At 65.6% G+C, this 23,345-nt stretch carries 23 protein-coding genes and 1 pseudogene; 15 read left to right on the plus strand and 9 right to left on the minus strand.

Annotation, left to right across the window (positions count from 1 at the left end):
* Positions 1–10: 10 nt before the first annotated feature.
* The 5 genes from DFLDMN_RS00810 to DFLDMN_RS00830 all read left to right on the plus strand — a co-directional run bounded on the left by DFLDMN_RS00810 (position 11) and on the right by DFLDMN_RS00830 (position 4,583).
* A complete protein-coding gene (locus DFLDMN_RS00810; protein ID WP_423196641.1) occupies positions 11–676 on the plus strand; it encodes a site-2 protease family protein in 666 nt (221 codons plus the stop codon).
* The gene (locus tag DFLDMN_RS00815; RefSeq protein WP_423196642.1) at positions 673–1,245 is read left to right on the plus strand and encodes a class I SAM-dependent methyltransferase; all 573 of its coding nucleotides are present in this window, start codon (positions 673–675) and stop codon (positions 1,243–1,245) included. The genes DFLDMN_RS00810 and DFLDMN_RS00815 overlap by 4 nt, the downstream gene beginning before the upstream one ends.
* A 245-nt stretch (positions 1,246–1,490) precedes the next feature.
* Complete coding sequence (gene dapA / locus DFLDMN_RS00820; RefSeq protein ID WP_423196643.1) at positions 1,491–2,375, plus strand: 4-hydroxy-tetrahydrodipicolinate synthase; 885 nt, start codon at positions 1,491–1,493, stop codon at positions 2,373–2,375.
* Positions 2,376–2,452: 77 nt separating this feature from the next.
* Entirely contained in the window at positions 2,453–3,703 is a 1,251-nt protein-coding gene (gene bamC, locus DFLDMN_RS00825; protein WP_423196644.1) for an outer membrane protein assembly factor BamC, read from the plus strand.
* 91 nt (positions 3,704–3,794) lie between these two features.
* Positions 3,795–4,583 (plus strand): MBL fold metallo-hydrolase, encoded by a 789-nt coding sequence (locus DFLDMN_RS00830; RefSeq protein ID WP_423196645.1) that lies wholly within the window; start codon positions 3,795–3,797, stop codon positions 4,581–4,583.
* Between the two features lie 81 nt (positions 4,584–4,664).
* Here the strand turns inward: DFLDMN_RS00830 and DFLDMN_RS00835 are convergent, their stop codons facing one another.
* A complete protein-coding gene (locus tag DFLDMN_RS00835) occupies positions 4,665–4,913 on the minus strand; it encodes a hypothetical protein (RefSeq protein WP_423196646.1) in 249 nt (82 codons plus the stop codon).
* A 226-nt stretch (positions 4,914–5,139) separates the two neighbouring features.
* The gene (locus tag DFLDMN_RS00840; RefSeq protein ID WP_423196647.1) at positions 5,140–6,348 is read right to left on the minus strand and encodes a JmjC domain-containing protein; all 1,209 of its coding nucleotides are present in this window, start codon (positions 6,346–6,348) and stop codon (positions 5,140–5,142) included.
* An 11-nt stretch (positions 6,349–6,359) separates the two neighbouring features.
* Between DFLDMN_RS00840 and DFLDMN_RS00845 the strand changes: the two genes are divergently transcribed.
* Positions 6,360–6,890 carry an FKBP-type peptidyl-prolyl cis-trans isomerase gene (locus tag DFLDMN_RS00845; RefSeq protein ID WP_423196648.1) on the plus strand — a complete coding sequence of 177 codons (531 nt, stop codon included), beginning with the start codon at positions 6,360–6,362 and terminating at the stop codon, positions 6,888–6,890.
* 71 nt (positions 6,891–6,961) lie between these two features.
* Here the strand turns inward: DFLDMN_RS00845 and DFLDMN_RS00850 are convergent, their stop codons facing one another.
* The 4 genes from DFLDMN_RS00850 to DFLDMN_RS00865 form a co-directional block, all read right to left on the minus strand.
* The gene (locus DFLDMN_RS00850; RefSeq protein ID WP_423196649.1) at positions 6,962–7,996 is read right to left on the minus strand and encodes a hypothetical protein; all 1,035 of its coding nucleotides are present in this window, start codon (positions 7,994–7,996) and stop codon (positions 6,962–6,964) included.
* Positions 7,993–10,656: a DNA mismatch repair protein MutS gene (gene mutS, locus DFLDMN_RS00855; protein WP_423196650.1), complete on the minus strand. Its 2,664-nt coding sequence runs from the start codon at positions 10,654–10,656 to the stop codon at positions 7,993–7,995. The genes DFLDMN_RS00850 and mutS overlap by 4 nt, the downstream gene beginning before the upstream one ends.
* Before the next feature lie 5 nt (positions 10,657–10,661).
* Positions 10,662–11,924, minus strand: coding sequence for a tyrosine-type recombinase/integrase (locus tag DFLDMN_RS00860; RefSeq protein ID WP_423196651.1), 1,263 nt, complete (start codon positions 11,922–11,924; stop codon positions 10,662–10,664).
* Between the two features lie 361 nt (positions 11,925–12,285).
* Positions 12,286–12,489, minus strand: coding sequence for an excisionase (locus DFLDMN_RS00865; protein WP_423196652.1), 204 nt, complete (start codon positions 12,487–12,489; stop codon positions 12,286–12,288).
* 613 nt (positions 12,490–13,102) lie between these two features.
* Here DFLDMN_RS00865 and radC point away from each other — a divergent pair.
* The 5 genes from radC (at position 13,103) to DFLDMN_RS00890 (ending at position 16,724) form a co-directional block, all read left to right on the plus strand.
* The gene (gene radC / locus DFLDMN_RS00870) at positions 13,103–13,633 is read left to right on the plus strand and encodes a RadC family protein (protein ID WP_423196653.1); all 531 of its coding nucleotides are present in this window, start codon (positions 13,103–13,105) and stop codon (positions 13,631–13,633) included.
* Positions 13,634–13,892: 259 nt separating this feature from the next.
* The gene (locus DFLDMN_RS00875; RefSeq protein WP_423196654.1) at positions 13,893–14,282 is read left to right on the plus strand and encodes an ATPase; all 390 of its coding nucleotides are present in this window, start codon (positions 13,893–13,895) and stop codon (positions 14,280–14,282) included.
* Between the two features lie 354 nt (positions 14,283–14,636).
* Positions 14,637–14,981, plus strand: coding sequence for a hypothetical protein (locus DFLDMN_RS00880; RefSeq protein WP_423196655.1), 345 nt, complete (start codon positions 14,637–14,639; stop codon positions 14,979–14,981).
* Positions 14,982–14,989: 8 nt separating this feature from the next.
* Complete coding sequence (locus tag DFLDMN_RS00885) at positions 14,990–15,973, plus strand: hypothetical protein (protein ID WP_423196656.1); 984 nt, start codon at positions 14,990–14,992, stop codon at positions 15,971–15,973.
* Positions 15,936–16,724: a hypothetical protein gene (locus DFLDMN_RS00890; protein WP_423196657.1), complete on the plus strand. Its 789-nt coding sequence runs from the start codon at positions 15,936–15,938 to the stop codon at positions 16,722–16,724. Before DFLDMN_RS00885 ends, DFLDMN_RS00890 begins: the two co-directional genes overlap by 38 nt.
* A 76-nt stretch (positions 16,725–16,800) precedes the next feature.
* Here the strand turns inward: DFLDMN_RS00890 and DFLDMN_RS00895 are convergent, their stop codons facing one another.
* The gene (locus tag DFLDMN_RS00895; RefSeq protein WP_423196658.1) at positions 16,801–17,151 is read right to left on the minus strand and encodes an OST-HTH/LOTUS domain-containing protein; all 351 of its coding nucleotides are present in this window, start codon (positions 17,149–17,151) and stop codon (positions 16,801–16,803) included.
* A 59-nt stretch (positions 17,152–17,210) separates the two neighbouring features.
* Positions 17,211–18,230 (minus strand): annotated as a pseudogene (locus DFLDMN_RS00900) (NYN domain-containing protein); the annotation flags it as partial.
* Between DFLDMN_RS00900 and DFLDMN_RS00905 the strand changes: the two are divergent.
* From DFLDMN_RS00905 to DFLDMN_RS00915, 3 genes are all read left to right on the plus strand, one after another.
* Positions 18,136–18,963 (plus strand): DUF932 domain-containing protein, encoded by an 828-nt coding sequence (locus tag DFLDMN_RS00905; RefSeq protein WP_423196659.1) that lies wholly within the window; start codon positions 18,136–18,138, stop codon positions 18,961–18,963. The pseudogene DFLDMN_RS00900 and the gene DFLDMN_RS00905 sit on opposite strands and share 95 nt — an antisense overlap.
* A gap of 75 nt (positions 18,964–19,038) precedes the next feature.
* On the plus strand, positions 19,039–21,090 hold the full coding sequence (locus DFLDMN_RS00910) for a ParB N-terminal domain-containing protein (RefSeq protein ID WP_423196660.1): 2,052 nt from the start codon (positions 19,039–19,041) through the stop codon (positions 21,088–21,090).
* A 62-nt stretch (positions 21,091–21,152) separates the two neighbouring features.
* The gene (locus DFLDMN_RS00915; protein WP_423196661.1) at positions 21,153–21,362 is read left to right on the plus strand and encodes a hypothetical protein; all 210 of its coding nucleotides are present in this window, start codon (positions 21,153–21,155) and stop codon (positions 21,360–21,362) included.
* A gap of 129 nt (positions 21,363–21,491) precedes the next feature.
* On the opposite strand, the gene DFLDMN_RS00920 is transcribed toward DFLDMN_RS00915, so the two are convergent.
* Positions 21,492–22,010 carry a GNAT family N-acetyltransferase gene (locus DFLDMN_RS00920; RefSeq protein WP_423196662.1) on the minus strand — a complete coding sequence of 173 codons (519 nt, stop codon included), beginning with the start codon at positions 22,008–22,010 and terminating at the stop codon, positions 21,492–21,494.
* Positions 22,011–22,805: 795 nt separating this feature from the next.
* Between DFLDMN_RS00920 and DFLDMN_RS00925 the strand changes: the two genes are divergently transcribed.
* Positions 22,806–23,120 (plus strand): DUF736 domain-containing protein, encoded by a 315-nt coding sequence (locus DFLDMN_RS00925; RefSeq protein WP_423196663.1) that lies wholly within the window; start codon positions 22,806–22,808, stop codon positions 23,118–23,120.
* Positions 23,121–23,345 lie beyond the last annotated feature (225 nt).

The raw sequence follows: 23,345 nt of genomic DNA on the forward strand, positions 1-23,345 counted from the left end.
CAATGGCAACATGGATTCCTCTCTCATCCAGACCTTCGCGGTCTATGCCTTGCCGGTCCTGTTCGCCATCACGCTGCACGAAGCCGCGCATGGCTACGTGTCGAAGTATTTCGGCGACAACACCGCCTACGTGCTGGGCCGGGTCAGCCTCAATCCCGTGCGCCATATCGACCCGATCGGGACCATCGCGGTGCCGCTGCTGCTGTACTTCCTGACCAAGGGTCAGTTCGTGTTTGGCTACGCCAAGCCGGTGCCGGTGGTCTTCGGCCGTCTGCGCAATCCACGCTGGCATGGCATGTGGGTAGCGCTGGCGGGCCCGGGTAGCAACCTCCTGCAAGCCTTCGTGTGGGCGCTGATCCTGATCGGCCTGACGCTGGCGCGCGTGGAAGAGCCGTTTTTCACCGCGATGGCGCGCGCCGGCGTGCTGGTCAACCTGGTGGTGGCGGCGTTCAACCTGTTCCCGATTCCACCGCTCGACGGCGGCCGCGTGCTGACCGCGCTCCTGCCGCAGCGCATCGCACAGGCGGTGAGCCGGATCGAACCGTATGGCATCTTCGTGGTGCTCGCGCTGGTCGCGGCGGGCGTCATCACGCGGGTGTGGATGCAACCCGTGGTCGCATTCCTCAGCACGCTGATCCAGCTGGCGCTGCAACCCATCCTGATGCTGCTGCAGTGAGTTCCGCGCCTTCCCCATGGGTGGTGCGCTGGGCGCACCTGGTCCGCCCGGGCGGGCGCGTGCTCGACCTGGCGTGCGGCGCCGGCCGGCATGCCGTCTGGCTGGCCGGGCGCGGGTTCGAGGTAACCGCCGTCGATCGCGATGCCCAGGCGGTGGCCGCCCTGCCGGCGCCGATCGCCGGCCGCGTGGCGGACCTCGAGCAGGGCGACTGGCCGCTGGCCGGGCTGCCGCCGTTCGACGCCGTGGTGGTCACCAACTACCTGCACCGGCCCCTCTGGCCGCACCTGCTGGCGGCCGTCGCACCGGGCGGCGTGCTGGTCTACGAGACCTTCGCGGCCGGCAACGAGACGGTGGGGCGGCCGTCGCGCCCCGATTTTCTGTTGCGTCCCGGTGAACTGCTGGACGTCGCGCGCGGTCCGCTGCGGGTAGTGGGCTACGAGGATGGCGTGCTGGCGGTGCCGGCGGAGCCCGGCGCGACGCGCACGGTGTTCGTCCAGCGTATTTGTGCAGTGCGGGAAGCGGCGCCGGGGGCAGCGGACGCGCCGCCGCCGCGGTATCCGCTGCCGTAGCGGCGTTGGTGTCGGTGCCGATGCCGGCACCGGCGGCAGTGCCGGCCCGCAGTGCCGGGCAGGGCAGCGCCTGCCGGGTGCGGGTGGCGTTGCGGTCCCCCCGGGCGTTGGGTAGGCTCGTGTCGGCGCGAACGGCGCCGCACACGTTGCACTCGTAGACGTTTTCCCTCACCCCGTGGGTGGTCGGAACCGCGGACGGTTCCGGTACAATCGCGGAATATCCGTATCCCGAGTTTCCCGAACATATGACACAGATTACCGGCAGCATCGTGGCCATCGTGACCCCGATGCATGAGGATGGCAGCCTGGACTACGCGGCCCTGCGCGCCCTGGTGGACTGGCACGTGGCCGAAGGCACGGACGCCATCGTGATCGTCGGCACCACCGGCGAATCGCCGACCGTCAATGTCGATGAGCACTGCGAGCTGATCCGTGTGGCCGTGGAGCAGGCCGGCAAGCGCATCCCGATCATCGCCGGCACCGGCGGCAATTCCACGCGCGAGGCCATCGAGCTGACGGCATTTGCCAGGCAGGTCGGTGCCGATGCATCGCTGCAGGTGGTGCCGTACTACAACAAGCCCACGCAGGAAGGCATGTACCGCCATTTCCGCACGATCGCGGAAGCCGTGGACCTGCCGGTGCTGTTGTACAACGTGCCGGGCCGCACGGTGGCGGACATGAGCAACGACACCATCCTGCGCCTGGCGCAGGTGCCGGGCATCGTCGGCGTGAAGGAAGCCACCGGCAATATCGACCGCGCCGCGCAGCTGATCAAGGACGCGCCGGCCGACTTCGCCATCTACAGCGGCGATGATCCCACCGCGGTGGCGCTGATCCTGCTCGGTGGCAAGGGCAATATCTCGGTGACCGCCAACGTGGCACCGCGCAAGATGCACGAGATGTGCGTGGCGGCGCTGAAGGGCGACGTGGTGACCGCGCGCCGCCTGCATATGGAACTGATCGACCTCAACAAGGCGATGTTTGTCGAGGCCAATCCGATCCCGGTCAAGTGGGCGCTGCAGCAGATGGGCCGCATGCAAGGCGGCATCCGCCTGCCGCTGACGCCGCTGGCCGACAGCCAGCACGACACCGTGCGCCGCGCGCTGGCCGGGGCCGGCCTGCTCGGCTGATTTCCTGTAATTTCGGCCCTAATTTTCGGCGCCTTCCGGCGACGTGCCGATATCCCGTTGAATAGGATTGTGTGTCAATGAAACTGAAGCTTAACCGCCGTGGCGCGACGCAAGTCGGTCGCCGCGCCGCAGTGGTCGCGCCTGTGCTGGCCATGACCCTGATTGCAGGCTGCAGCAGCATCAACGAGGCGATGCAGCCGGACAAGATCGACTACAAGTCGCAGGGCAAGAAGACGGCATCGCTCGATATTCCGCCCGACCTGACCAAGCTCGACGGCGATCGTCGCTATACCGTGCCCGATGCGGCCGGCACGTCGACGCTGTCGACCTACAACCAGGCCAACAAGGTCGCGCGCGAGCAGACCGGTACCGACAACGTGTTGCCTACCGCCAGCGGCGTACGCGTGGAGCGCGACGGCAACCAGCGCTGGCTCGTCATCAGCAACGGCATGCGTGCCGACCAGCTGTGGCAGACGCTGCGTGGCTTCTGGCAGGAGAACGGTTTTCTGCTGGTGGAGGACTCGCCCGAGACCGGCATCATGGAAACCGACTGGGCCGAGAACCGCGCCAAGATTCCGCAGGATCTGATCCGCCGGACCATCGGCAAGGTGTTCGACGGCCTCTACTCGACCTCGGAGCGCGACAAGTTCCGTACGCGGGTGGAACGCACGCAGAACGGTCAGCTCGAGGTCTATATCAGCCACCGTGGCGCGCAGGAACAACTGACCGGCGTGGAGAAGACGAATACGGTCTGGACCCCGCGTCCGGCCGATCCGGAACTCGAGGCGGAATTCCTTTCGCGCCTGGCCCAGCGCCTGGGCGTGCAGAAGGAGCAGGCCGACCGGATGGCGCAGAACCCGACGCCGGTGGGCAACTCCGCCGCCGCGCAGGCGCCGCAAGTGTCGCCGGCCGCGACCGGTATCGGTGCCGTCGCCGCAACCGGTGCCGCCAGCGCCAATCCGGACAAGTCGTTCCTCTCGCAGGTCAACGGCGCGCCGGTGCTGCAACTGCCGGAGCCGTTCGATCGCGCCTGGCGTTCGGTCGGTCTTTCGCTCGACCGTGTCAACTTCACCGTCGAGGATCGCGACCGTGCACAGGGGCTGTACTACGTGCGCTATGTCGATCCGCGCTCCGAGGTGGACAACCGCGGCTTCTTCTCGCGTATCTTCACCAAGGCCAACGACGGCAAGACCGCGAAGAAGTATCGCGTGGCGCTGAAGGGCAACGGTACGGGTACCACGGTGACGGTGCTGAATGACGCCGGCCAGCCGGAGAACACCGAGATCGGCAAGCGCATCCTGTCGCTGCTCGACGAACAGCTGCACTGATGGCGGCTGTCGTCAACAGTCGTCCCACGGCGCCAGCCGCCGTGGGACATCGGGCGGCATATCGTGTTGACCCTCTTCCGCGAGCGCATCGATGATGCGCTTTGCTTTTCTGGGCAGCGGCAGCGAGGGCAACTCGCTGCTGATCGAATCGTCCGACGGCATCGGCACCACGCGCGTACTGCTCGATTGCGGCTTCGGTATCCGCGAGACCGCGCGCCGGCTGGAGCGCCTCGGTGTCACACCGGCGCAGCTCGACGCCGTGCTGGTCACGCACGAACATAGCGATCACGTCGGCTCGGCCTATGCGTTTGCCGCGCGGCATGGCCTGCCCGTGCATACCAGTCACGGCACCTGGCTGGCGACCTCTCACTTGCGTGGCGCCGATGCTGCCGATGTGCGGGTGTGCTGCGCCGACCACGGCTTTGCCGTCAAGGGGCTGCAAATCCTGCCCTACACCGTGCCCCACGACGCCCGGGAACCGCTGCAGTTCGTGCTGTCCGATGGCGATGCCCGGCTGGGCGTACTGACCGATGCGGGCATGGAGACGCCGTACGTGACGGCACGGCTGGCGGGCGTGCATGCGTTGGTGCTGGAGTGCAATCACGACCGCGAGATGTTGCGGAATTCGGCCTATCCGTATTCGCTCAAGCGCCGCATTGGCGGGGACTTCGGTCACCTCGCCAACGAGGTGGCGGCAAGCATTCTCGCGCAGGTTGCGCATGCAGGCCTCGCGCGCGTGGTGGCGGCGCATCTGAGCAAACAGAACAACACGCGCGAACTGGCGGCCGGGGCGCTGGCGGGTGCGCTGGGTGTGACACTCGACGACATCCTGATCGCGGACCAGGAAGAGGGGCTTGCCTGGCAGCCGGTACGGGGCTGAGGCGGTGGCGTGGAGCGAGGGGTGAAGACAGGCAACAAAAAAGCCGGCGCGAAGCCGGCTTTTTTGTACGGAACGAACCGATTACTGCTTGGCAGCCGGAGCCGAAGCGTCAGCAGCCGGAGCCGAAGCGTCGGCAGCCGGGGCTTCAGCGGCGGGAGCCGAAGCGTCAGCAGCCGGAGCGGCAGCGGCGGGAGCCGAAGCGTCGGCAGCCGGGGCAGCAGCGGCGGGAGCAGCAGTGTCAGCGGCCGGAGCGGCAGCTTCTTCCTTCTTGCCGCAAGCGGCGAGAGCAACGGCGGCCAGCAGGGAAGCGATCAGGAGAGACTTCTTCATTGTTCGTCCTTTAACTTTTAATAACCAAAAACAGGCGATGAATAATTACCGGTAATTATCGCTCTTGAACTGCAAAATCTTCCAGGCAGATCCAGAGCCAAAAAGCTGAAGGCCGTCCTGGTGCCGCAGAATGCAGTGGTACACAGTACGAGCCAGCGGGCGATTATATCCGCGTTTTCCCGGCTTGTGTACAGGCGAAATTTATCGGTTCTCTTGTTACGCATTATTACACCCGCGCTGGCGCAAGTTGCAACCAGCCTTCCATGGTCCAGTCATGGAAGGTTTCCAGCAGGTCCGGCAGCGGTGCGCATGCTGTCACCTCAGCGGGCGTCAGACAGCGCCTGTCCGCGAGCCGACGTAGCCATTTGGCCAGCGCCGCCGGCGGCTCGTAGGCTTCCCCATTGAGGAAGAAGTGCGTTCTGTCATAGAGCGCTATGGAAGCGGGAGCAAGGACCACGCCATGTGCCTGGGCCAGCTTGCCGTATTTGCGCAGCGGGATTTCCCCCACCTCGGCAAACTCGACGCCCGGTTTGGGTTCGGACAAATGGGTGCCGAGAAACTCGGACACCATGGCGGGCGTCCAGCGCATGGCGGCCAGACGGTCGGTCACCGCCCGTGTGAGGTTGGCCGGAAGCATCGCGGGCGTCACGGTGGCGGCCTCGCCAGCGTCGGCGTAGCGACCGGCCAGTGCCTCGTTGTCCTCGACGGTCTCCGACAGCCACGCGAGGAAGTGTCCCGCCAGTTCGCGATAGGCCGGTGCGCGGAAACCGATCGAGGCGGTCATGCACTCGCCTTCGGCCACGCCGTCGTGCGCGTATTGCGGCGGCAGGTACAGCATGTCGCCCGGTTCCAGCACCCATTCTTCTTCGGCGGTGAAGTCGGCCAGGATCTTGAGCGGCAGGTTCGGCACGAGGTCGAGCCGGGTCTGCGAGGAAATGCGCCAGCGGCGCCGGCCCGAGACTTGCAGCAGAAATACGTCGTACGAATCGAAATGCGGACCCACGCCACCGCCGTCGGTGGCGTAGCTGATCATCACGTCATCGAGGCGCGCATCGGGAATGAAGCGGAACTGGCTCATCAGCTCGGCCGTCGCGCGGTCATGCAGGTTGACGCCCTGGACCAGCAGCGACCACTGGCGCGTCTTGCGCGAGGGCAGGTTCTCGGCCGCGAACGGACCGTGCTCGAGCTTCCAGCGGTTGCGAAAGTACGACACCAGGCGCGACTCCACGTCGTCTCGGTCGGCGAGCGAAAAAAGCGATTCGCGCGACACAGGTGGCACGATTCCAGGCACGGCCTGTCGAATCAGCAAGGGTTTGCGGTGCCAGACGTCACGCATGAACGCCGCGGGCGTCATGCCGCCAAGCAGGGCGAGCGGCGCATCGGGATCAATGGGGCCCGCAGGCAAAGCCTGCGCGTATAATGCGGAATCGCTCATGGAGTCAAGAATTGAAAATCGCTAAGAACACGGTGGTGTCCGTGGTGTACAAACTCTCGGACGCGCAGGGCAATCTGATCGAGGAATCGGACGAGCCGATGGTCTATTTGCACGGCGGCTATGATGGCACGTTCCCCAAGATCGAGGAAGCGCTGGACGGCCACGACGCGGGCTTCGAAACCCAGTTGCAGCTCGAGCCCGATGACGCGTTCGGCGATTACGACGCCGAGCTCGTCAAGGTGGAACCGCGCGACCGTTTTCCCGAGCCGCTCGAAGTCGGCATGCAGTTCGAAGGCGTGCCCGAGGACGGCGATGACGATGACTCCATCATCTACACGGTGACCGACGTGGCGGAAGACAAGGTCGTGCTCGACGGCAACCATCCGCTGGCCGGCATGGCGCTGCGCTTCTGGCTCAAGGTGTCGGGCGTGCGTGAAGCCACCACAGAGGAAGTCGAACATGGCCACGCCCATGGCGCATCGGGTATCGAAGTGGTGGATGAAGACGAGGACGAAGACGGCGCCAGCCGCACGCTGCACTGAGCGGCGTCTGCATCGACACGAAAGCCGGCACGGGTTGCCGGCTTTTTTATTGCTGCCGCGCCGCGCACTGCTCAATCGGGCTTGGGCCCGTCCTGCAGCCGTACCTGGAACACCGAGCGCGTGCCCGGCATCACCATCAGCTCGGTCCACTGTGCGGGAGTGCCAACCGGCAACGCCACGCGCGTGAAATTGGCGATGACCTTGCCGGAGTTTTCGCGCAGCGGCTTGTCGACGCTGAACCCGCCGAGGCTCGCGTGCACCAGCAGCACCTGCCCCGCATAACGCGGCGTAAGCTCACGCAATTGCCGTTTGAACTCCAGATAGCCGTCGCGCGTGCCATGGCGCAGAAAGCCGTCGAGCAAAGTCGGCCTGCCGCGCTTTTCCCAGCCGTTGCCGAACTGCGGATCGCCATGGACCACGATAACGATACCGGCCAGGTCGCGTTGCTCCGCCACCGAGAACGCGCGTGCCAGCCATTGCCGGTTGGCTTCGCGCCGGTCCTCGAACTCGCTGTTGCGACCGCCCTCGGTGCGGTAATGGTTGTTGTCGCCGGGCAGGTTCATGCCCACCACCATCACGTTGCCGAGCACCAGCCGGGCATTCTCGCGATAGCTGCGGAACAGCGCCTGGTCCGATTGCCGGACCAGGGGTAGCGTGCGCCGGCCGAGCGTCGCATCCACCGGGAAGAACAGTTCGCGCAGGCGGTTGAGCCGCTCCGGCGCGTCGAACTTGCCGTTGATGGGCTGATGGCATTCGGCCCAGTCGGCTTCACCGGGCACGTACAGCAGCGGCAGCGGCGCATCGTCGAGCAACTGCTTGCGCGCGAGCAGCAGGGCGTCGCCGCAGGATTCGGTATCGCCCTTGATGCCGCCGGCATGCACGGCCAGATCTACCTGGCGACTGGCAAGCAGATTGAACAGCGCGGCGGTGCTGGCTTCCGCCGCCGGCCATTGCGGCAGGTCGGCGAGCAGGGCGATGCGCAGAGGCTGCACGGCGGGCGCAGGCGGCGGCGCGACCTTGCTGGTGCGCGCGGCATGCGCGGGCAACTGCAAGGCGACGGCCGTCAGCGCGGCCAGTGCCCACACGAGCCCGCGCCGTGGCGTCATGACTGCGCCGCGCCGCTGGCGAGCGCCTTGAGCCGGTAGAGCGCGTCGAGCGCATCGCGCGGCGTCAGGCTGTCCGGGTCGAGGTCGGACATGGCCTCGAACAGCGCCGCCTGCTCGGGCGTGGCGGCCCCCTGCGTGCCGTCGCGATGCAGGTCGTCATCGTGCTCGCCATCCTGTTCCTCGTCGCCCGGCGGCGTGTCCGGCGCGGCAAACAGGTCGAGCTGCGGGGTGGGCGTGGCATCGGTCGATTGCTGTTCCAGCCAGGCCAGGTGCTTGCGCGCCGCGCGGATCACCGGCTGTGGCACGCCGGCCAGCTGCGCCACCTGCAGGCCGTAGCTCTGGCTCGCGGGGCCGTCCTGCACGGCATGCAGGAAGACGATGCCGTCGCCATGCTCCACCGCCGACAGGTGCACGTTGGCGGCCTGCGGAAACTCCTGCGGCAGTTGCGTGAGCTCGAAGTAGTGCGTGGCAAACAGCGTGTGGCTGCGATTGTGCGACAGCAGGTGGCGCGCGATCGCCCACGCGAGCGCAAGCCCGTCGAAGGTCGAGGTGCCGCGGCCGATCTCGTCCATCAGCACCAGGCTCGACGGCGTGGCGTGATGGAGAATGCCGGCCGCCTCGGTCATCTCGACCATGAAGGTCGAGCGGCCGCCGGCCAGATCGTCGGCGGCGCCGATACGCGTGAAGATGCGGTCGACCGGACCGAGCACCGCGCGCCGTGCCGGCACCCACGCGCCCACGCATGCGAGCAGCACGATCAGCGCGGTCTGGCGCATGAAGGTCGATTTGCCGCCCATGTTCGGGCCGGTGATCAGCAGCAGCTTGCGCGCTTCCGTCAACTGGCAGTCATTGGCGATAAACGCCACCGACTCGGCTGCGAGCTGACCTTCCACCACGGGGTGGCGTCCCTGCACGATATCGATCACGTTCTCGCCGACGCGCTCGGGCTGCGTCCAGTCGAGCGTCTGCGCGCGCTCCGCCAGCGCGGCCAGCACGTCGAGCCGGGCAAGGGCGCCGGCCACGCGCTGCAGGCCGCCGATATGCGGCAACAACTGCTGCAGCAGCGCATCGTAGAGCTGCTTTTCGCGGGCGAGCGCGCGGTCCTGCGCCGACAGCGCCTTGTCCTCGAATGCCTTCAGTTCCGGCGTGATATAGCGCTCGGCGTTCTTGAGGGTCTGGCGCCGGCGATAGTCGTCGGGCACCTTGTCGGCCTGACCATTGGTGACTTCGATATAGAAGCCATGCACGCGGTTGTATTCCACCCGCAGGTTGGCGATGCCGGTGCGCGCGCGCTCGCGGGTTTCCAGGTCGATCAGGAACTGGCCGCAGTTCTCCGAGATATCGCGCAATTCGTCGAGGTCGGCATCGTAGCCGCGCGCGATCACGCCGCCATCGCGGATCACGGTCGACGGTTCGTCCGCCACCGCGCGTACCAGCAGGTCCAGGCAGTCCTGCGGCACGGCAAGGTCCTCGACGGTCTGCGCCAGCAGCGGCGCGTCGTCGACCACCGTGACGCTGGCCTGGACTTCCGGCAGCGCGCGCAGCGTGTCGCGCAGCGACGACAGGTCGCGCGGTCGCGCCGACAGCAGCGCCAGACGCGAGGTAATGCGCTCCACGTCGGCAAGCCGGCGCAGCACGCCGCGCACGCGCTCGGGGTTTTGCGCGATCAGCGCGCCGATGGCCTGCTGGCGCGCCTGTGGCAAGGCCGGGTCGCGCAGCGGGTGATGCAGCCAGTGGCGCAAGGCGCGGCTGCCCATTGCGGTGGCGCAGGTATCGAGCAGCGAGAACAGCGTGGGGGCTTCGCCGCCGCGCAGGGTTTCGGTCAGTTCCAGGTTGCGGCGCGTGGCGGTATCGAGGCCGACGAATTCCGTCTCGCGCTCGACCGTCACGCCCTGGACGTGCCGCAGCGATTGGCCCTGCGTGGTGGCTGCGTAGTTGAGCAGTGCCCCGGCCGCGCCGAGCGCGGCGCCCAGGCCGGCGCAACCGAACGGCTCCAGGCTGGCCACGCCGATCTGTTCGCGCAGCCGGCGCGTGCCGGCGTCCTGGTCGAAGTGCCATTCCGGCAGGCGGGTACGGGCGCAGGCCAGCGTGGGGAGGTCGATGCCGTCGGCATGCAGCAGCTCGGCGGGACGGATGCGCTCGAGCTCGCGCGCCAGTTGCGCGGCCTCGCATTCCATCAGGCGCAGTTCGCCGCTGGCGAGGTTCAGCCATGCCAGGCCGGTCTTGCTGATGCCGCGGCGCGTGGTCTGCTGGTGCACGGCCATCAGGAACGTATCGGCCTTGTCCGGCAGCAACGCGGCGTCGGTCAGCGTGCCCGGCGTGACGATGCGCACGACCTTGCGCTCGACCGGCCCCTTGCTGGCGGCGGGATCGCCGATCTGTTCGCAGATGGCCACGGATTCGCCCAGCTTGACCAGCTTGGCCAGGTACTGCTCGACCGAGTGGAACGGAATGCCGGCCATGCGGATCGGCACGCCGCCCGATTGCCCGCGCGAGGTCAGCGTGATGTCGAGCAGCCGCGCGGCCTTTTCGGCATCGTCATGGAACAGCTCGTAGAAATCGCCCATCCGGTAGAACAGCAGCGTGTCCGGATGTTCGGCCTTGATGCGCAGGTACTGCTGCATCATCGGCGTATGCGCAGAGAAGTCTATTTTTTCCATTGAAATCAACAACTTACGCTTTCTTCGATCACTTTTTGGTGTAATTTTGGTGTAATCTGAGCCATGTTTTGCATGCCCTCCCAGATGCGCTCAAGCTCCCTGGAGGACTCCGTGTCTATCCATCGGCCATAGACCTCGACCAGCATCGAATAGTCCTTGTGCCCCATCTGGTTGGCGATGAAGGCCAGGTTGCCCCGAGCCGTCAGGTTCCAGCAGGCGAACGTGTGGCGGGTCTGGTAGGCCGGCCGCGCACGAATCCCGGCGCGCCGCACGAGGTTGCCCCACTTGGTGTTCCAGGCGCTCGGCACGAAGTAGTCGTTCACGATGGCCTTGCGCGCCTGCGTCTTCGGTGACAACAGCACGCGCACATGGTCAATGCGCGATTCATGACGATTAAGCCACACCGTGAGGTCGGCTGCCTTGCGCGTCTCGGCGTCGGCGACCAGCACCTTCATCGCCTCCCGCGCCGGCGGCTGAAGAAGAACTGTGCGCTCTTTCTTCGTCTTCGGAACCTTGAAAGTCACGGATTGCGTGATCGAGCGGCGCACCGTGATCCGGCTGAAGTCCGGCGCCACGTCCTCCGCGGCGAGGGCGCACAGTTCGCCCGGTCGCAGTCCGGTATAGACGGCCACCGTCACGGCCGCCTTGTCGATGGGGTGCAGGCACCCCTTCTCGATCAGCGCTAGGTATTCCTCGTAGAGCAGTGGGTCCGGGTCCTTGATGCTCTTGGTGAAGCGCACGCAGTGCTTGCCAAGCTCGCGGCAGTAGTTGTTGCTCTCGCACCAATAGAGGAAGCCGGAGAAAGTCGCCAGATAGTGATTCACCGTGGACACGGCCCGCGTGGCGATCAGGTCCACGCGCAGTTTCTGGATGTCCTCGGGGAGCAGGGAATCGACCATGCGGTTGCCGCCGAGCGTAGTCACGCAGATGTTGAGCGCTGTTTCGTAGCGCTCCTGGGTTTCCGGCGTGATGTCCACGGCCTTGAGCGGCTTGTAGCGCTCGCACAGGTCACTCACGCGCTTGCCAGGTGCCATGCTCGCGGCCGAGCGCGCGTGCGGGAAGAAGTCTGCCTCGTTGTATGTGCCATTCCTCAGCGCGACCAGCGCTGCGCTTCGCAACCGATCAGCATGCTTGACATTGTTTCGAGTCGGTTCAAGGCGCAGCGTGTAGCTATAACGGTCGCGCTTGAACATGAAGAACACGCGAATCGAATTGCCGCGCGCTTCAACGCCGGGGAAGCCCGTATTGGTTGCCGCTGTTTTCGCCATCTCTTACCTCACAGGTTGCCTATCGGAGATGCCATCGAGAGGCCACTGGCCGGTCTTGAGCATGAACAGCTCGAACAGACCGGGTGGCATGGCTCGATCGCCGGCCTCCCATTGCTGCCACCCACGCAGCGAGGCGCGCACCGTGTGCGCGGCCTCTGTCTGCGTGAGCCCCACGGCGAGGCGAGCTTTGCGGATGGCGTCGGGTGTAGGGTTGTGAGGTTTCGGGGCGTTCATGGCGCCGGTAGCGAAAGCCCGATCCGCAGGCGCGGCCGGGAGGGAACTACGCGGACGTATTGTACGCTCAATGAGCGCATGCGTAATTCCTTGAATTTCCGCCGTGACCGTCCCCACTCCAAAGGGACTAGAAGGCATGGGCAAGCGCATCGCTTTCGACCCAGCGCTCGAATTCGCCCAGGTTCACGAAGATACGCCCATCCGGGGCCTTTTTCCAGATGCGGCCTTCGATCCAGACGCCGCCCTTGATCTTGTGACGCACGGCGTTTTCGCTGTAGCCGGTGATCTCGGCAAAGCGCTTGATGAGTACCCACTGGCTCGGATTGCCCATGTTGACCTCCGCTCACGTTCAACTCACGACGCCAACAAAGTTCGATGGCCGTGTCGAGGATCAAGTGTGTCGGGTGAAGGCCGAACAGAAAACCTGCGTGGGCGTGCATGGGCGTAGACGAGCGTGCGACGGCCGGGCCGAATTCTCGTATCACCGATACGACATTTCGCGGCTTCGCAGGGAGATGGCTTCGCCTGGGATTTCCGAGACAGTGTCTGGGAAATTCGCTCGACGGTGTCTGGCGGATCGTTCTCTGTGCTGCCTGAAAACCCTGGGCGTCCCGGCGTTCCGCCGTCGCGCTGTCGTGCTTGCGCATCGAGCCGCCTACGGCGTCTCGCCCCTATCGGGCTTCCATCGTCCCCTCGCTGCGCTCGGCTGACGCCTCCGGCCCGGCTCGCTGATCCGGGCCTGCGCGCTGCGCTTGCCATTCGGGTTGCGTGGCGGTGTGGGCTGGCTTGCTGGTTCCCTCCATCCTGTCACGCCGTTCTCGCGCTCAAGGTCTGCGCGTGCGCTGCACGCTTGCGGCCTGTGGCCGTCTGCGAACCTGTGACCACTGCGCTGCGGCGTGCCGTCTCCGGTCTCGGGCAATCCCGCCCGATCACTGGAGTTTGTCATGACGCACGATCTGTTCTCTTCCCTCGATTCCTTCGCTTTCGCTTCTTCTTCGTCACTGATGGTCTGCGACGGGGCAGGGCAGTACCGGCCGGCTGTGGCCGATGAGGTGTTGCAGGCTGCGCAGCGGGTGCTGGCCAGCCAGGTGCGTGGCGCAAACCTGCTGGACTCGCCGGCTGTGGTCAAGGATTTCCTGCGGACGCGGCTGGGTACGCTGCCGCACGAGATCTTTGCTGCCTTGCATCTGGATGCGCAGAACCGGGTGCTGGACTACGTGGAGATGTTCCGTGGCACGGTGAGCCAGACATCGGTGTACCCGCGCGAGGTTGTCAAGGACGCCTTGATGCGTGGTTCTTCGGCCCTGGTGCTGGTGCACAACCACCCTTCAGGTGTGGCTGATCCGTCGAGGGCCGACGAGGCGCTGACGCAGGCTTTGAAGAGCGCGCTGTCGCTGATCGACGTTCGGGTGCTCGATCACCTGATCGTAGCTGGGCCGACGGTGCTGTCGTTCGCGGAGCGCGGCCTGATCTGACCGAGGGGGCTTCGGCTCCCTTTTTTTGCTGCGCCTGGTGACGCTGCTGCGGCCCTGGCGGGTCTGCGTAACGAATACAGGGTGAGGTGGTTGGGGCGGCTTGCTGTGTCCCTTCACCGTATCACGCCGTGCTCGCCGTCAAGGGCGGCGCGCGCCATGCGCGCTTGCGTCCTGGCGGCCGTCTTCGACCCCTGACTGCTGCGCTGCGCCGTGAGGGCGACGGTTCCGGGCAATTCCGCCCGAGTAACCGGAGACCATCATGGACGACAAATCCTACGTTTCACTGGAGCAGCGCGTGTGCCTTGTGTGCGGTGCTTCTTTCGACACTGGCAGCTTGTTGCTGGACAAGCGCCTGCGCGCGAGCATGAAGCGCCATACGACGACGGGCTGGGGCCTGTGTCCCGAACATCAGAAGATGTCCGACGATGGCTTTGTCGCCTTGGTCGAGTGCGACCCCGAGCGCAGCGGCGCGGCTGCGGGTGGGCGCTTGAAGCCCGAGCAGGCATATCGCACGGGCCGGCTGGCCCACCTGCGGCGCGAGGTGTTCGCGCAGGTGTTCAACGTGCCGATCGAGGACAAGCAGGCGTGCGTGTTCGTCGAGCCTGGGGTGATCGACCAGTTGCAGTCGATGGTGGCGTCGGCATACTGATTGCGCGCCTTGATGCGCCGTTCTCTAGGGGCGGTGCATTTTGCTCTGCTGCATTTGAGACTGCATATTCGGCCTGCCCTTCTAAGTTCGAGGATGTGATGGAGGGTGGCGGCGTGCTGATTTCCCCCATCGGGCCACGGCATGCTCGTGGTCAAGAGCAGTGGCTGCCCGCGGGCTTGCGGCCCACCGCCCCGGGCAGCCTTCTCACTCTGGCTAATCATGTTGGGGCAATCCTCATCATGAGACAGAGTGGTGCTTCAATGTGGCTGCGTGAAACTTCGAGGAGGTGGCTCGACAGTGTGTCGCCATGTTACGAATAAGATATGGCAAGAGCACCGCCCGAAGGAAGAAGCCATGGCAGAGACCGAACTACAACCATCCCCAGCGGGGCGTATCAGCCCGCTGCTTACGACATTGGCCACTGAGCGCACCGGGAACGCGCAGTTGCCGGGGACGTACTGTAGGCAGCGGCATGTATGGCTAGTGGAGGGCGCACCAATCGTCGAAGCTCTGTCGAACTTGGCGGAGTTGACCACTAAAACCGAGGCTCAGTTGGAGCGAGACGACAGCTCCGATCCCTCCCTACTGGAACTACAAACTAAAACAAAGGCGGAGGCTGAGCAAGATGACCAAGACTGGAACGCTCACATCCTGGGACTTACTACGAAAACGTTCGCCAACATGGAACGCGACGACTGATGTAGACCATGATTCTCATCGTTACCAGCAAGAGGGATCTAACGAGCGATTTCATCGTACTTGAGCTCCAACGCAAAGGGCTAGCCTACCTGAGGCTTAATACGGAGGAGCTTCCGAAAGGTACCTTTAGCTGCCAGCCGGGATCCCGCGAAGGTTGGCATTTCGATCTCGAAGGAGGGTCCTTTGATCTGTCTGATGTCAAGGCAGCTTACTTTCGCAGGCCTGGCGCACCCGAGCCGCTTGCGGAAATTGAAGAAGCCGAACAGGCCTACACCGGCCTAGAGTGGCAAGCAGCATTGCAATCGCTCTATTGGGCGGTCGGCGATCGTTGGCTCAATGCCCCTCACGCGATAGCGCTCGCCGAAGACAAGATCAGACAGTTAACTGTTGCTCGGCGACTCGGCTTTCTGATACCCGAAACGCTGATCGGGAACTCCCCAACGGCTGCAGCGGCATTTGTGGCTGAAAGAAATGTTGTCGGTAAGCCGCTGCGAAATGCTGTCGTGAAAGGGCAATGCACCGACAGGGTCGTCTTCACGTCTCGCGTTCACATCAATGGTCAAACCGATCCCCTTGCCATCAGGGCCTGTCCACTGATTCTTCAACAAGAAATCAAGAAGCAGTACGACGTGCGCGTTACGGTTGTCGGAGATCAGGTCTTCGCCGTAACCATTGACTCTCAAGGTCATCCCGAAACGGAGGTGGACTGGCGCAAGACCTCGACGCCGGATCTTGCGCATTCCGTGTACGCCCTTCCGTTCGAGATCGCCCGGAAATGCGTAGACATGACGCATAGCATGGGCCTGCGTTTCGGCGCGCTGGATTTCGTATTGGACCCTGATGGAAAACTCTGGTTTCTTGAGATCAATCCGAATGGCCAGTGGGCATGGATAGAAACCCGGACGGGGCATCCCATAGCCGCCGCCATCGTGACCGAACTGGAGCAGATCGCGAATGAAAAAGCTACTGCAGGCGATCTGGCCAAGGCCTAAAAGGTGCTCGCCTGCGGAGCTCGCCCAGCTTCTGCAGGACGGTCGCGAATGGGACGCGCGCATTCAGAGCCTGCAGGGCATAGGTGACGCGGAAGCGCCTTTGTTGCTGGAGGCAGCCAGGCGCATCACAGAGGAAGAAGACAAGCGCAAAGCCGGAGCCGAGGCCCGGGCGACGACCTATATTGCTGCCGTCGCCGCGTTGATTCCATTGATGACATGGGCCATCGGCAATGCCGCGCCTTCGTCGACATGTTCCCCGGGCGGGGGATGTTTCGCGTGGACAGCCATCTTCGTCCTCGCGGTCATCTACTTCGTCACCGCAGCCCACTGGGCTCTCAAGACCCTTTCAGTTGCGAACTATCACGTCATTGGCGTGGAGGATCTCGTTCAAATCAAAGAGCAGAGGAGGAACCTTCACAAGATTCTGATCCAACAGACGCTGCTGCAAGGCAGGCGCAACCGCGACACCATTAACCTGAAGCTCACCTTCATCAAGGTGGCACAGCGGCGCTTTTTCAATGGTCTTGTCGTCCTCGGGGCGCTACTAATGCTTGATCCCGCGTCACGACTCGGCCTGATTGAGACGGCGAAAAATCAGCTTGCTGCCGAAACCAGCTACTTCAGGGCCGTTCCCAGCGATCCGTCAAGCAACCCGCAGACGGGCGTTGCCGCTCCGAAAGAGGCCGTAGGCTCTGAGCTTCGCTTGCGAATGACTCGACAGTTGTCCGGAAACGCGTCGCAGCGGCCTTAGTACGATCATCCTGTCGATGGCGGAGCGCGGGCTGGTCTAGCGTTCCGGAGGCTGTGGGCCCATACGCCGGCGCGGATCACGCGACCGGCGCTTCGCCGTCTTCCGCCGCCGGTACGTCGGTCTTCGGCGCCAGGCTCACGGACCAATGCCCACCTTCCTCCTGGCGCGGGATGAGCAGGTCATAGGTCTTGACCATGTTCAACAGGCCGGAGTGCCCGTAGGTCGGCGGCGAGAAGGCGGGGTCGGTGCGCTTGAGGTACTGGCCCAGCACGCCCAGGCCCACCTTGCCCTTGGACGTGTCGCTGGCCAGCAGCGACACGGCTTCGGCCACGAAGCGCGGCCGGCGCTTGACGGCCGGCTTGGCCGCCTCGGGTCCTTGGGGGCGGCGTCCACCACGGGCTCCGCCGGCGGCTCGGGCCGCGTCCATTCGAAGAACTGGTCGCTGGCGTTGCGCAGGGCATCGGGCGTCTTGGCTTCTCCGACGATGCAGACCGTGGCACCGCGCTCGCGCAGCTTGCGGCAGAGGTACGCGAAATCGGAGTCGCTGGTGACCAGGCAGAAGGTGTCGGCCCGGCGGTCGAACAGCGCCTCCAGTGCGTCCAGCGCCAAGGCGATGTCGGCGGTGTTCTTGCCGGCCGCGTACTGGTATTGCAGGCACGGCGTGAAGGCCAGGCGCACCAGGGCGTCCTGCCACCTGTGGGCGAGGCTGCCCTGGTTGCCGTAGCCCCGGCGCAGGACCACCCGGCCGAACTGGGCCACCATGCGCAAGGCGTGTTCGAGGATCTCGGGGGAGACGTTGTCGCAATCGACGAGGACGGCCACGCGGGTCTCGGAGGCGGGTGCTGGAGTGCTCATCCGGTTTCTCTGTGTATTGGGATCGAACGTGCCGAGACGGTAACGGATTCCGGGCGTCCCCGGCCACCTGGGAGATGGCCGGTCGCGCTGTCGTGCGCATAGCGCATCGAGCCGCCTGCGGCGTCTCGCCCCTGTCGGGCTTCCATCGTTCCCTCGCTCCGCTCGGCTGACGCCTCCGGCCCGGCTTCCAGCTTCGGGCCTGCGCGCTTCGCTTGCCGTGCGGTCGGCGCATAGGGATGACCGTTGCCATGTCCAGCCGTCTTCCCTGACCTCATCACCTTGTCCGCGACTGTAGCCCGTGCCCGTGTGCCGCCAAGGCGCGCAGGGCCGTGTCCTCGCTTCGCTGCGGGCCGCACCAACCCTGCGCTTGTCTCCTTGACGGCCCCCGTCCACGCGCTCCCTTCCGTCGCGGGCGATGAACTCAGGAAAGACGGTGGCAACAGGGCCAACCGGGTTCCTCGTGCCGACCGCACCGAACAGCCGAAAGGCTGGGCTCCGAATCTTGGAATCCGGTGTGCGGTTTTCTTCAACAGCCTTTTTGTTCAGGAGAAAGACCATGCAACTCGCGTCCCGCTTCGCTTCCCATTCCACCGCGCTGCGCACCGACCACCCGCTGTCCGATGACCAGATTCGCAGGGTGGCCCCGTCCATCTTCGCGGACGCACCGCACCAAAGCCGTTCCGAACGGTACAGCTACATCCCCACCGCCGCCGTGCTGGCCGAGCTTCGCAAGGAAGGGTTCCAGCCCTTCATGGCGTGCCAGACCCGTGTGCGCCGCGATGATCGGCGCGAGTTCACCAAGCACATGCTGCGCCTGCGCCATGCCAGCCAGATCAACGGCGCGGAGGCCAACGAAATCGTGCTGCTGAATTCGCACGACGGCACCAGCAGCTATCAGATGCTGGCGGGCCAGTTCAGGTTCGTTTGCAGCAATGGGCTGGTGTGCGGTGACACCGTGGCCGATGTGCGCGTGCCACACAAGGGCGACGTGGCGGGGTCGGTCATCGAAGGCGCCTACGAAGTCCTGAGCGGCTTTGACCGCGTGCGCGATTCCCGCGATGCCATGCGCGCCGTCACGCTGGACGATGGCGAATCCGAGGTCTTCGCCCGCGCCGCACTGGCCCTCAAGTACGACGACCCGGCCAAGCCCGCGCCCGTCACGGAATCGCAAATCCTGATGCCGCGCCGCTTCGAGGACCGCCGCCCCGATCTCTGGAGCGTGTTCAACCGCACGCAGGAGAACTTGACCAAGGGCGGATTGTCCGGGCGCAGCGCCAACGGACGCCGTCAGCAAACCCGGCCCGTGCAGGGAATCGATTCCGACATTCGCCTGAACCGCGCCCTGTGGCTGCTGGCCGATGGCATGCGCGCCCTCAAAGCCTGAACCCCTTTCCGACGCTTTCCCCGCCGGAGGGGCGGTTCCCCTCCATTCCCTTGTTCACTTGATTGGAGATTCACCATGAACGCCGTTAACCACACCGAAGCCCAAGCCGTCAGCACCGCAGCCAACATGCTGCAAGCCGCCGACCCGAGCAAGCACATGATTCTGGTGCCCCTGTCGCGGCTGGTGCTGCGCCCCACGGGCCGCAACGTGCGCAAGACCGTCCCGCGCATGTCCATCCCCGAACTGGCCGCGAGCATCCAGCGCGTGGGCTTGCTGCAAAACCTCATCGTGATTCCGGCCAGCGATGGCGAGCATTACGAGGTGGTGGCAGGTGGCAGACGCCTTGCCGCGTTGAAGCTGCTGGCGAAGAAGCACCGCATCGCCAAGGATTGGCAGGTGCCTTGCCTGCAGGTGGCCGATGGCACGGCGCGCACTGCCAGCCTCACCGAGAACGTGCAGCGCGAAGCCATGCACCCGGCCGACCAGTTCGAAGCCTTCGCGGCGCTGGTGGCCGAAGGCCGTCCCATCGAGGACATTGCGGCGGATTTCAGCGTCACGCCGCTGGTGGTTCAGCGCCGCTTGAAGCTGGCGAACGTATCACCGCGCCTGATGGCCGACTATCGCGCCGATGCCCTCACGCTCGATCAGTTGATGGCCTTGTCCATCACCGATGACCACGCCGCGCAGGAAGCCGCGTTCTACGAGGCCCCACAGTGGCAGCGCCAACCGTCCGCGTTGCGCGAACGCCTCACCGAGCGCGAAATCGACGCCTACCGCCATCCGCTGGTGCGCTTCGTCGGGCTGGACGCCTACGAAGCCGCAGGCGGCGGCGTCCGTCGCGACCTGTTCGCGGAAGGCGATGCGGGCGTGTACCTGACCGATGCCGCGCTGCTGGAACGGCTGGCGCAAGCCAAGCTGGCAGGCATTGCCGCCGAGGTGCGCGGCGAAGGCTGGGCCTGGGTGGATGCCACGCCGGGCGTGACCCATGCCGACCTGCACGCCTTCCAGCGTGCTCCGCAGGCGCGGCGCGAACCGACCAAGCGCGAGGTGCAGCGCATCGAGAAGCTGCAAGCCAAGATGCAGGCCATCGGCGAAGCGGTCGATGCCGCGATGGACGAGGACGACGAGGACAAGGCCGACGCCTTGCAGGAGGAAGGCGAAGCCGTGGGCGAGCAGTTGCAGGCACTGGAAGATGGCTTGCAGGACTACAGCCCGAACGTGAAGGCCGCAGCCGGCGCCATCGTCACCATCGATCGCAACGGCGGGGCCGTGATTCATCGCGGCCTGATGCGCGAGGCCGAGGCCAAGGCATTGCGCACGCTGGAACGGCTGCGCCAGGGCTTCGTCAGCGATGGCGAAGCTGCGAACGACGAAGGCGAGGACGGGGACGGGGACGACGACAGGCAACCCAAGACCGCCGCCATGTCCGACCGGCTGGCGCAGCGGCTAAGTGCCCACCGAACCGCCGCGCTGCAAATCGAAGTCGCCCGGCATCCGCAAGCCGCGCTGGCCGCCGTGGTGCATGGCATGGTGCAGACCGTCTTGCAGGAACGCCACTACGGGCATGACCTGCCGCTGGGCATGCGCCTCACGGTGCAAGACCGGTTGGAAGGCATGGCCCCCGATTGGCCGGAGTCGCCCGCCGCCGTGGCATTGCGCGAGGCACAGCAGGCATGGGCGGGCAAGCTGCCTGGGGATGGCGCTGAACTGTTCGCCGCGCTGCTGGCGATGGAGCAGGGCGAGCTGGTCAAGCTGCTGGCCGTGTGCGTGGCCTCGACGGTGGACGTGGTGACCTCCCGCACCACGCAGCAGCAACCGGGCGTGGAATTGGCGCAGGCCGTGGGCCTGGACATGGCCGCATGGTGGCAGCCTACCAATGAAGGCTATTTCCGGCATGTGCCAAAGGCTGCGATTCTGCAAGCCGTGGGCGAGTATGCGCCGCAGGAAGTCACACGACTGGCGAAGCTCAAGAAGGCCGACATTGCCAGCGAGGCTGAACGGCTGGCCGATGGCACGGGCTGGATGCCCGCCATCTTCAAGGCCACAGGCTCGCAGGATGCCGTGCAGGACGCCCCGGAGGACGCCGACGCCGTGGCGGATGAACCCGCCGACGCAATGGCCGCCTGACCTGCGCCGAAGGCAAGCGCCCCGGCCTCGACCGGGGCGTTTCGCTGGAGGGAAAACCGCCCATGACTCGCACCACGACCAGCTGCCCACGCATGGCGGCAACCTATGCCCCTGGCGCGGTACGCGCCCGCCGCTGGCATGGCGAAGGCGACGTGCGCGGCTACCGCCCGCCTTCGGGCTGGTCGGCCCGCGCCGACCTCACCGACACTCATCCCATCACGGGCCGCGCCTTGCCGCGTGCCGTGTGGTGGCTCATCGAGACAAAGGAGTAACCGCGAGCAGAACCGCGCCCAGGCCGTTCCGCCCTGGGCGCGGTGGACGCAAAGTCCGGGCGCGGCGGTGGCCGCGCCCGGTGGTCAAGGTCAACAGCCGAATCAGAACGCCGCCGCCTTCGCGCTGGCTCAGGCGGTGGCGTTGAAGGCATCGCTGTAGTGCGCGATGCCTTCCGGCACTGTCCCATGCAGGGCCAGCGCCATGAAGTAGCCGGGCGGCACGCCCGGCAGTTGCAGGCCCGCATGGGCCTGAAAGCCAAAGCGCCCGCAGTACGCGGGTTCTCCCAGCAGCACGCAGCCTGCGGCCCGCATGGCCCGCAGTTCGGCAAGCGCCTGTTCCAGCAGGCGCGAGCCGATGCCGTGCCCCTGCCTTGGCGGCAGGACGGAGATCGGCCCCAGCCCATACCAGCCCACGGCCTGCCGGCCTTGGGAATCGGTGATCGTGACCGGGGACAGTGCGACGTGGCCGACGACCTGCCCATGTTCCTCGGCCACGATGGAGAGCGTCAATTCATGGGCCGCACGCAAGGCGCGCACGATGAATTGCTTGGTGTGGCTGGTGTGCGGTGCATCGGCGAAGGCAGCGATGGTCACGGCCTCAATGGCGGCAATGTCGTCAGGGGTTTCGTGTCGGAGTTGGATGGTCATGGTGTTCTGCGCTCCCTGTTCAAAATATAGAACGGCCTGGGCGTGTCGGCGCGATGCGCCGCCGGGCTTTCGGGCTGCGCCCCGTGCCGTCTTTGCCGTCACGGCCATTCGGCTTCAATCCCTCACGCCTTCGCGCCTGCGGCGCTGCGCGCTTCGCTTGCCTCCAGGGGAAAGCCCTGCGGGCTATCCCCGCCGCGCCTAGCTTGGCGCCCCTCGATACCGCCGAACCGGCCTGAGCCGGATCGGCCCGGCCAGCGCCCCGCCGCGATGGACGGGGCAGGGCAGGTACGCCGTGGCTTGCTGCGGCAGGTTGCACGAAGGCGTGCCGTCCTCGACGCTGGCGATTCGTTGTCCAGGCGTCACGAAGGCGGGTTCACGGACACGCCGCTTGGCCTTGCGGGGGGGCTTCCATGCCGCGCCTTCGGGAGAGCCGCCGCAAGAGAGTAGGGTGCTTTCCCGCAGTCGTTGGGCGTGGCCTTGGCAGTGTCAGGGGGCGTGCCACTGAATCCGCCAGGCGGGATGCCGAGGTGGCCATGCTCCTTTCGGGGGCGGGTCGGCCCAAGGCGTCCTGTCTGTTTGTGAATCCTGGCGATGGCCGGGCTTCGATGGCCGCAACCTTGCAGCCCAAATAATTTCCCCTGCGCTGCGCGCATTCCTCGCGAGCCAAATTATTTGGGCCTCCAGGCGCTCCACTGCGTTGCGCCCGCAGGCGGTGCAGCCAGCCCTTCCCCCGCCGGCCGGATCACAACAGGACGCGATGGGCGCGAACCTGTTTCAACCGAAAGGAGATTCATCATGGCAACCATCGGCAACTTCACCGCGGACAAGGACGGCTTCAACGGCACGCTGCGCACCCTGACGCTCAACGTCAAGGCCAAGCTGGTGCCCAACGACAAGGGGGAGAGCGAGAAAGCCCCGGACTTCCGCGTGCAGGCGGCCAGCCACGACATCGGCGCGGCATGGAAGAAGACCAGCGAGGCCGGGCGGAACTACCTGTCCGTGACCATCGACGATCCTTCGTTCCCGGCTCCGGTCTATGCCCGCCTGATCGAAGGCGAGGACGGCACGCACGACCTGATCTGGTCGCGCAGCAAGCCCCAGGCGGCGTAACCGCCGCTGCGCCCCGTCAACATGGCGGGGCGCAGTGCTGCTCGCGCAGCGCTGCATCGACCAACTCGACGGAGCGCGGCCCATGTCGGGTTGCTTCCGTTTACGCTGAGTCTGTGGCTTCAAAAGGAGCAAGGCGTGTCGGCGCACAGCGCCGCCGGGCTTTCGGGCTACGCCCCGTGCCGCCTTCGCCGTCACGGCCATTCGGCTTCAATCCCTCACGCCTTC

Source organism: Cupriavidus sp. H19C3 (assembly GCF_049393815.1).
Taxonomy (GTDB): Bacteria; Pseudomonadota; Gammaproteobacteria; order Burkholderiales; family Burkholderiaceae; genus Cupriavidus.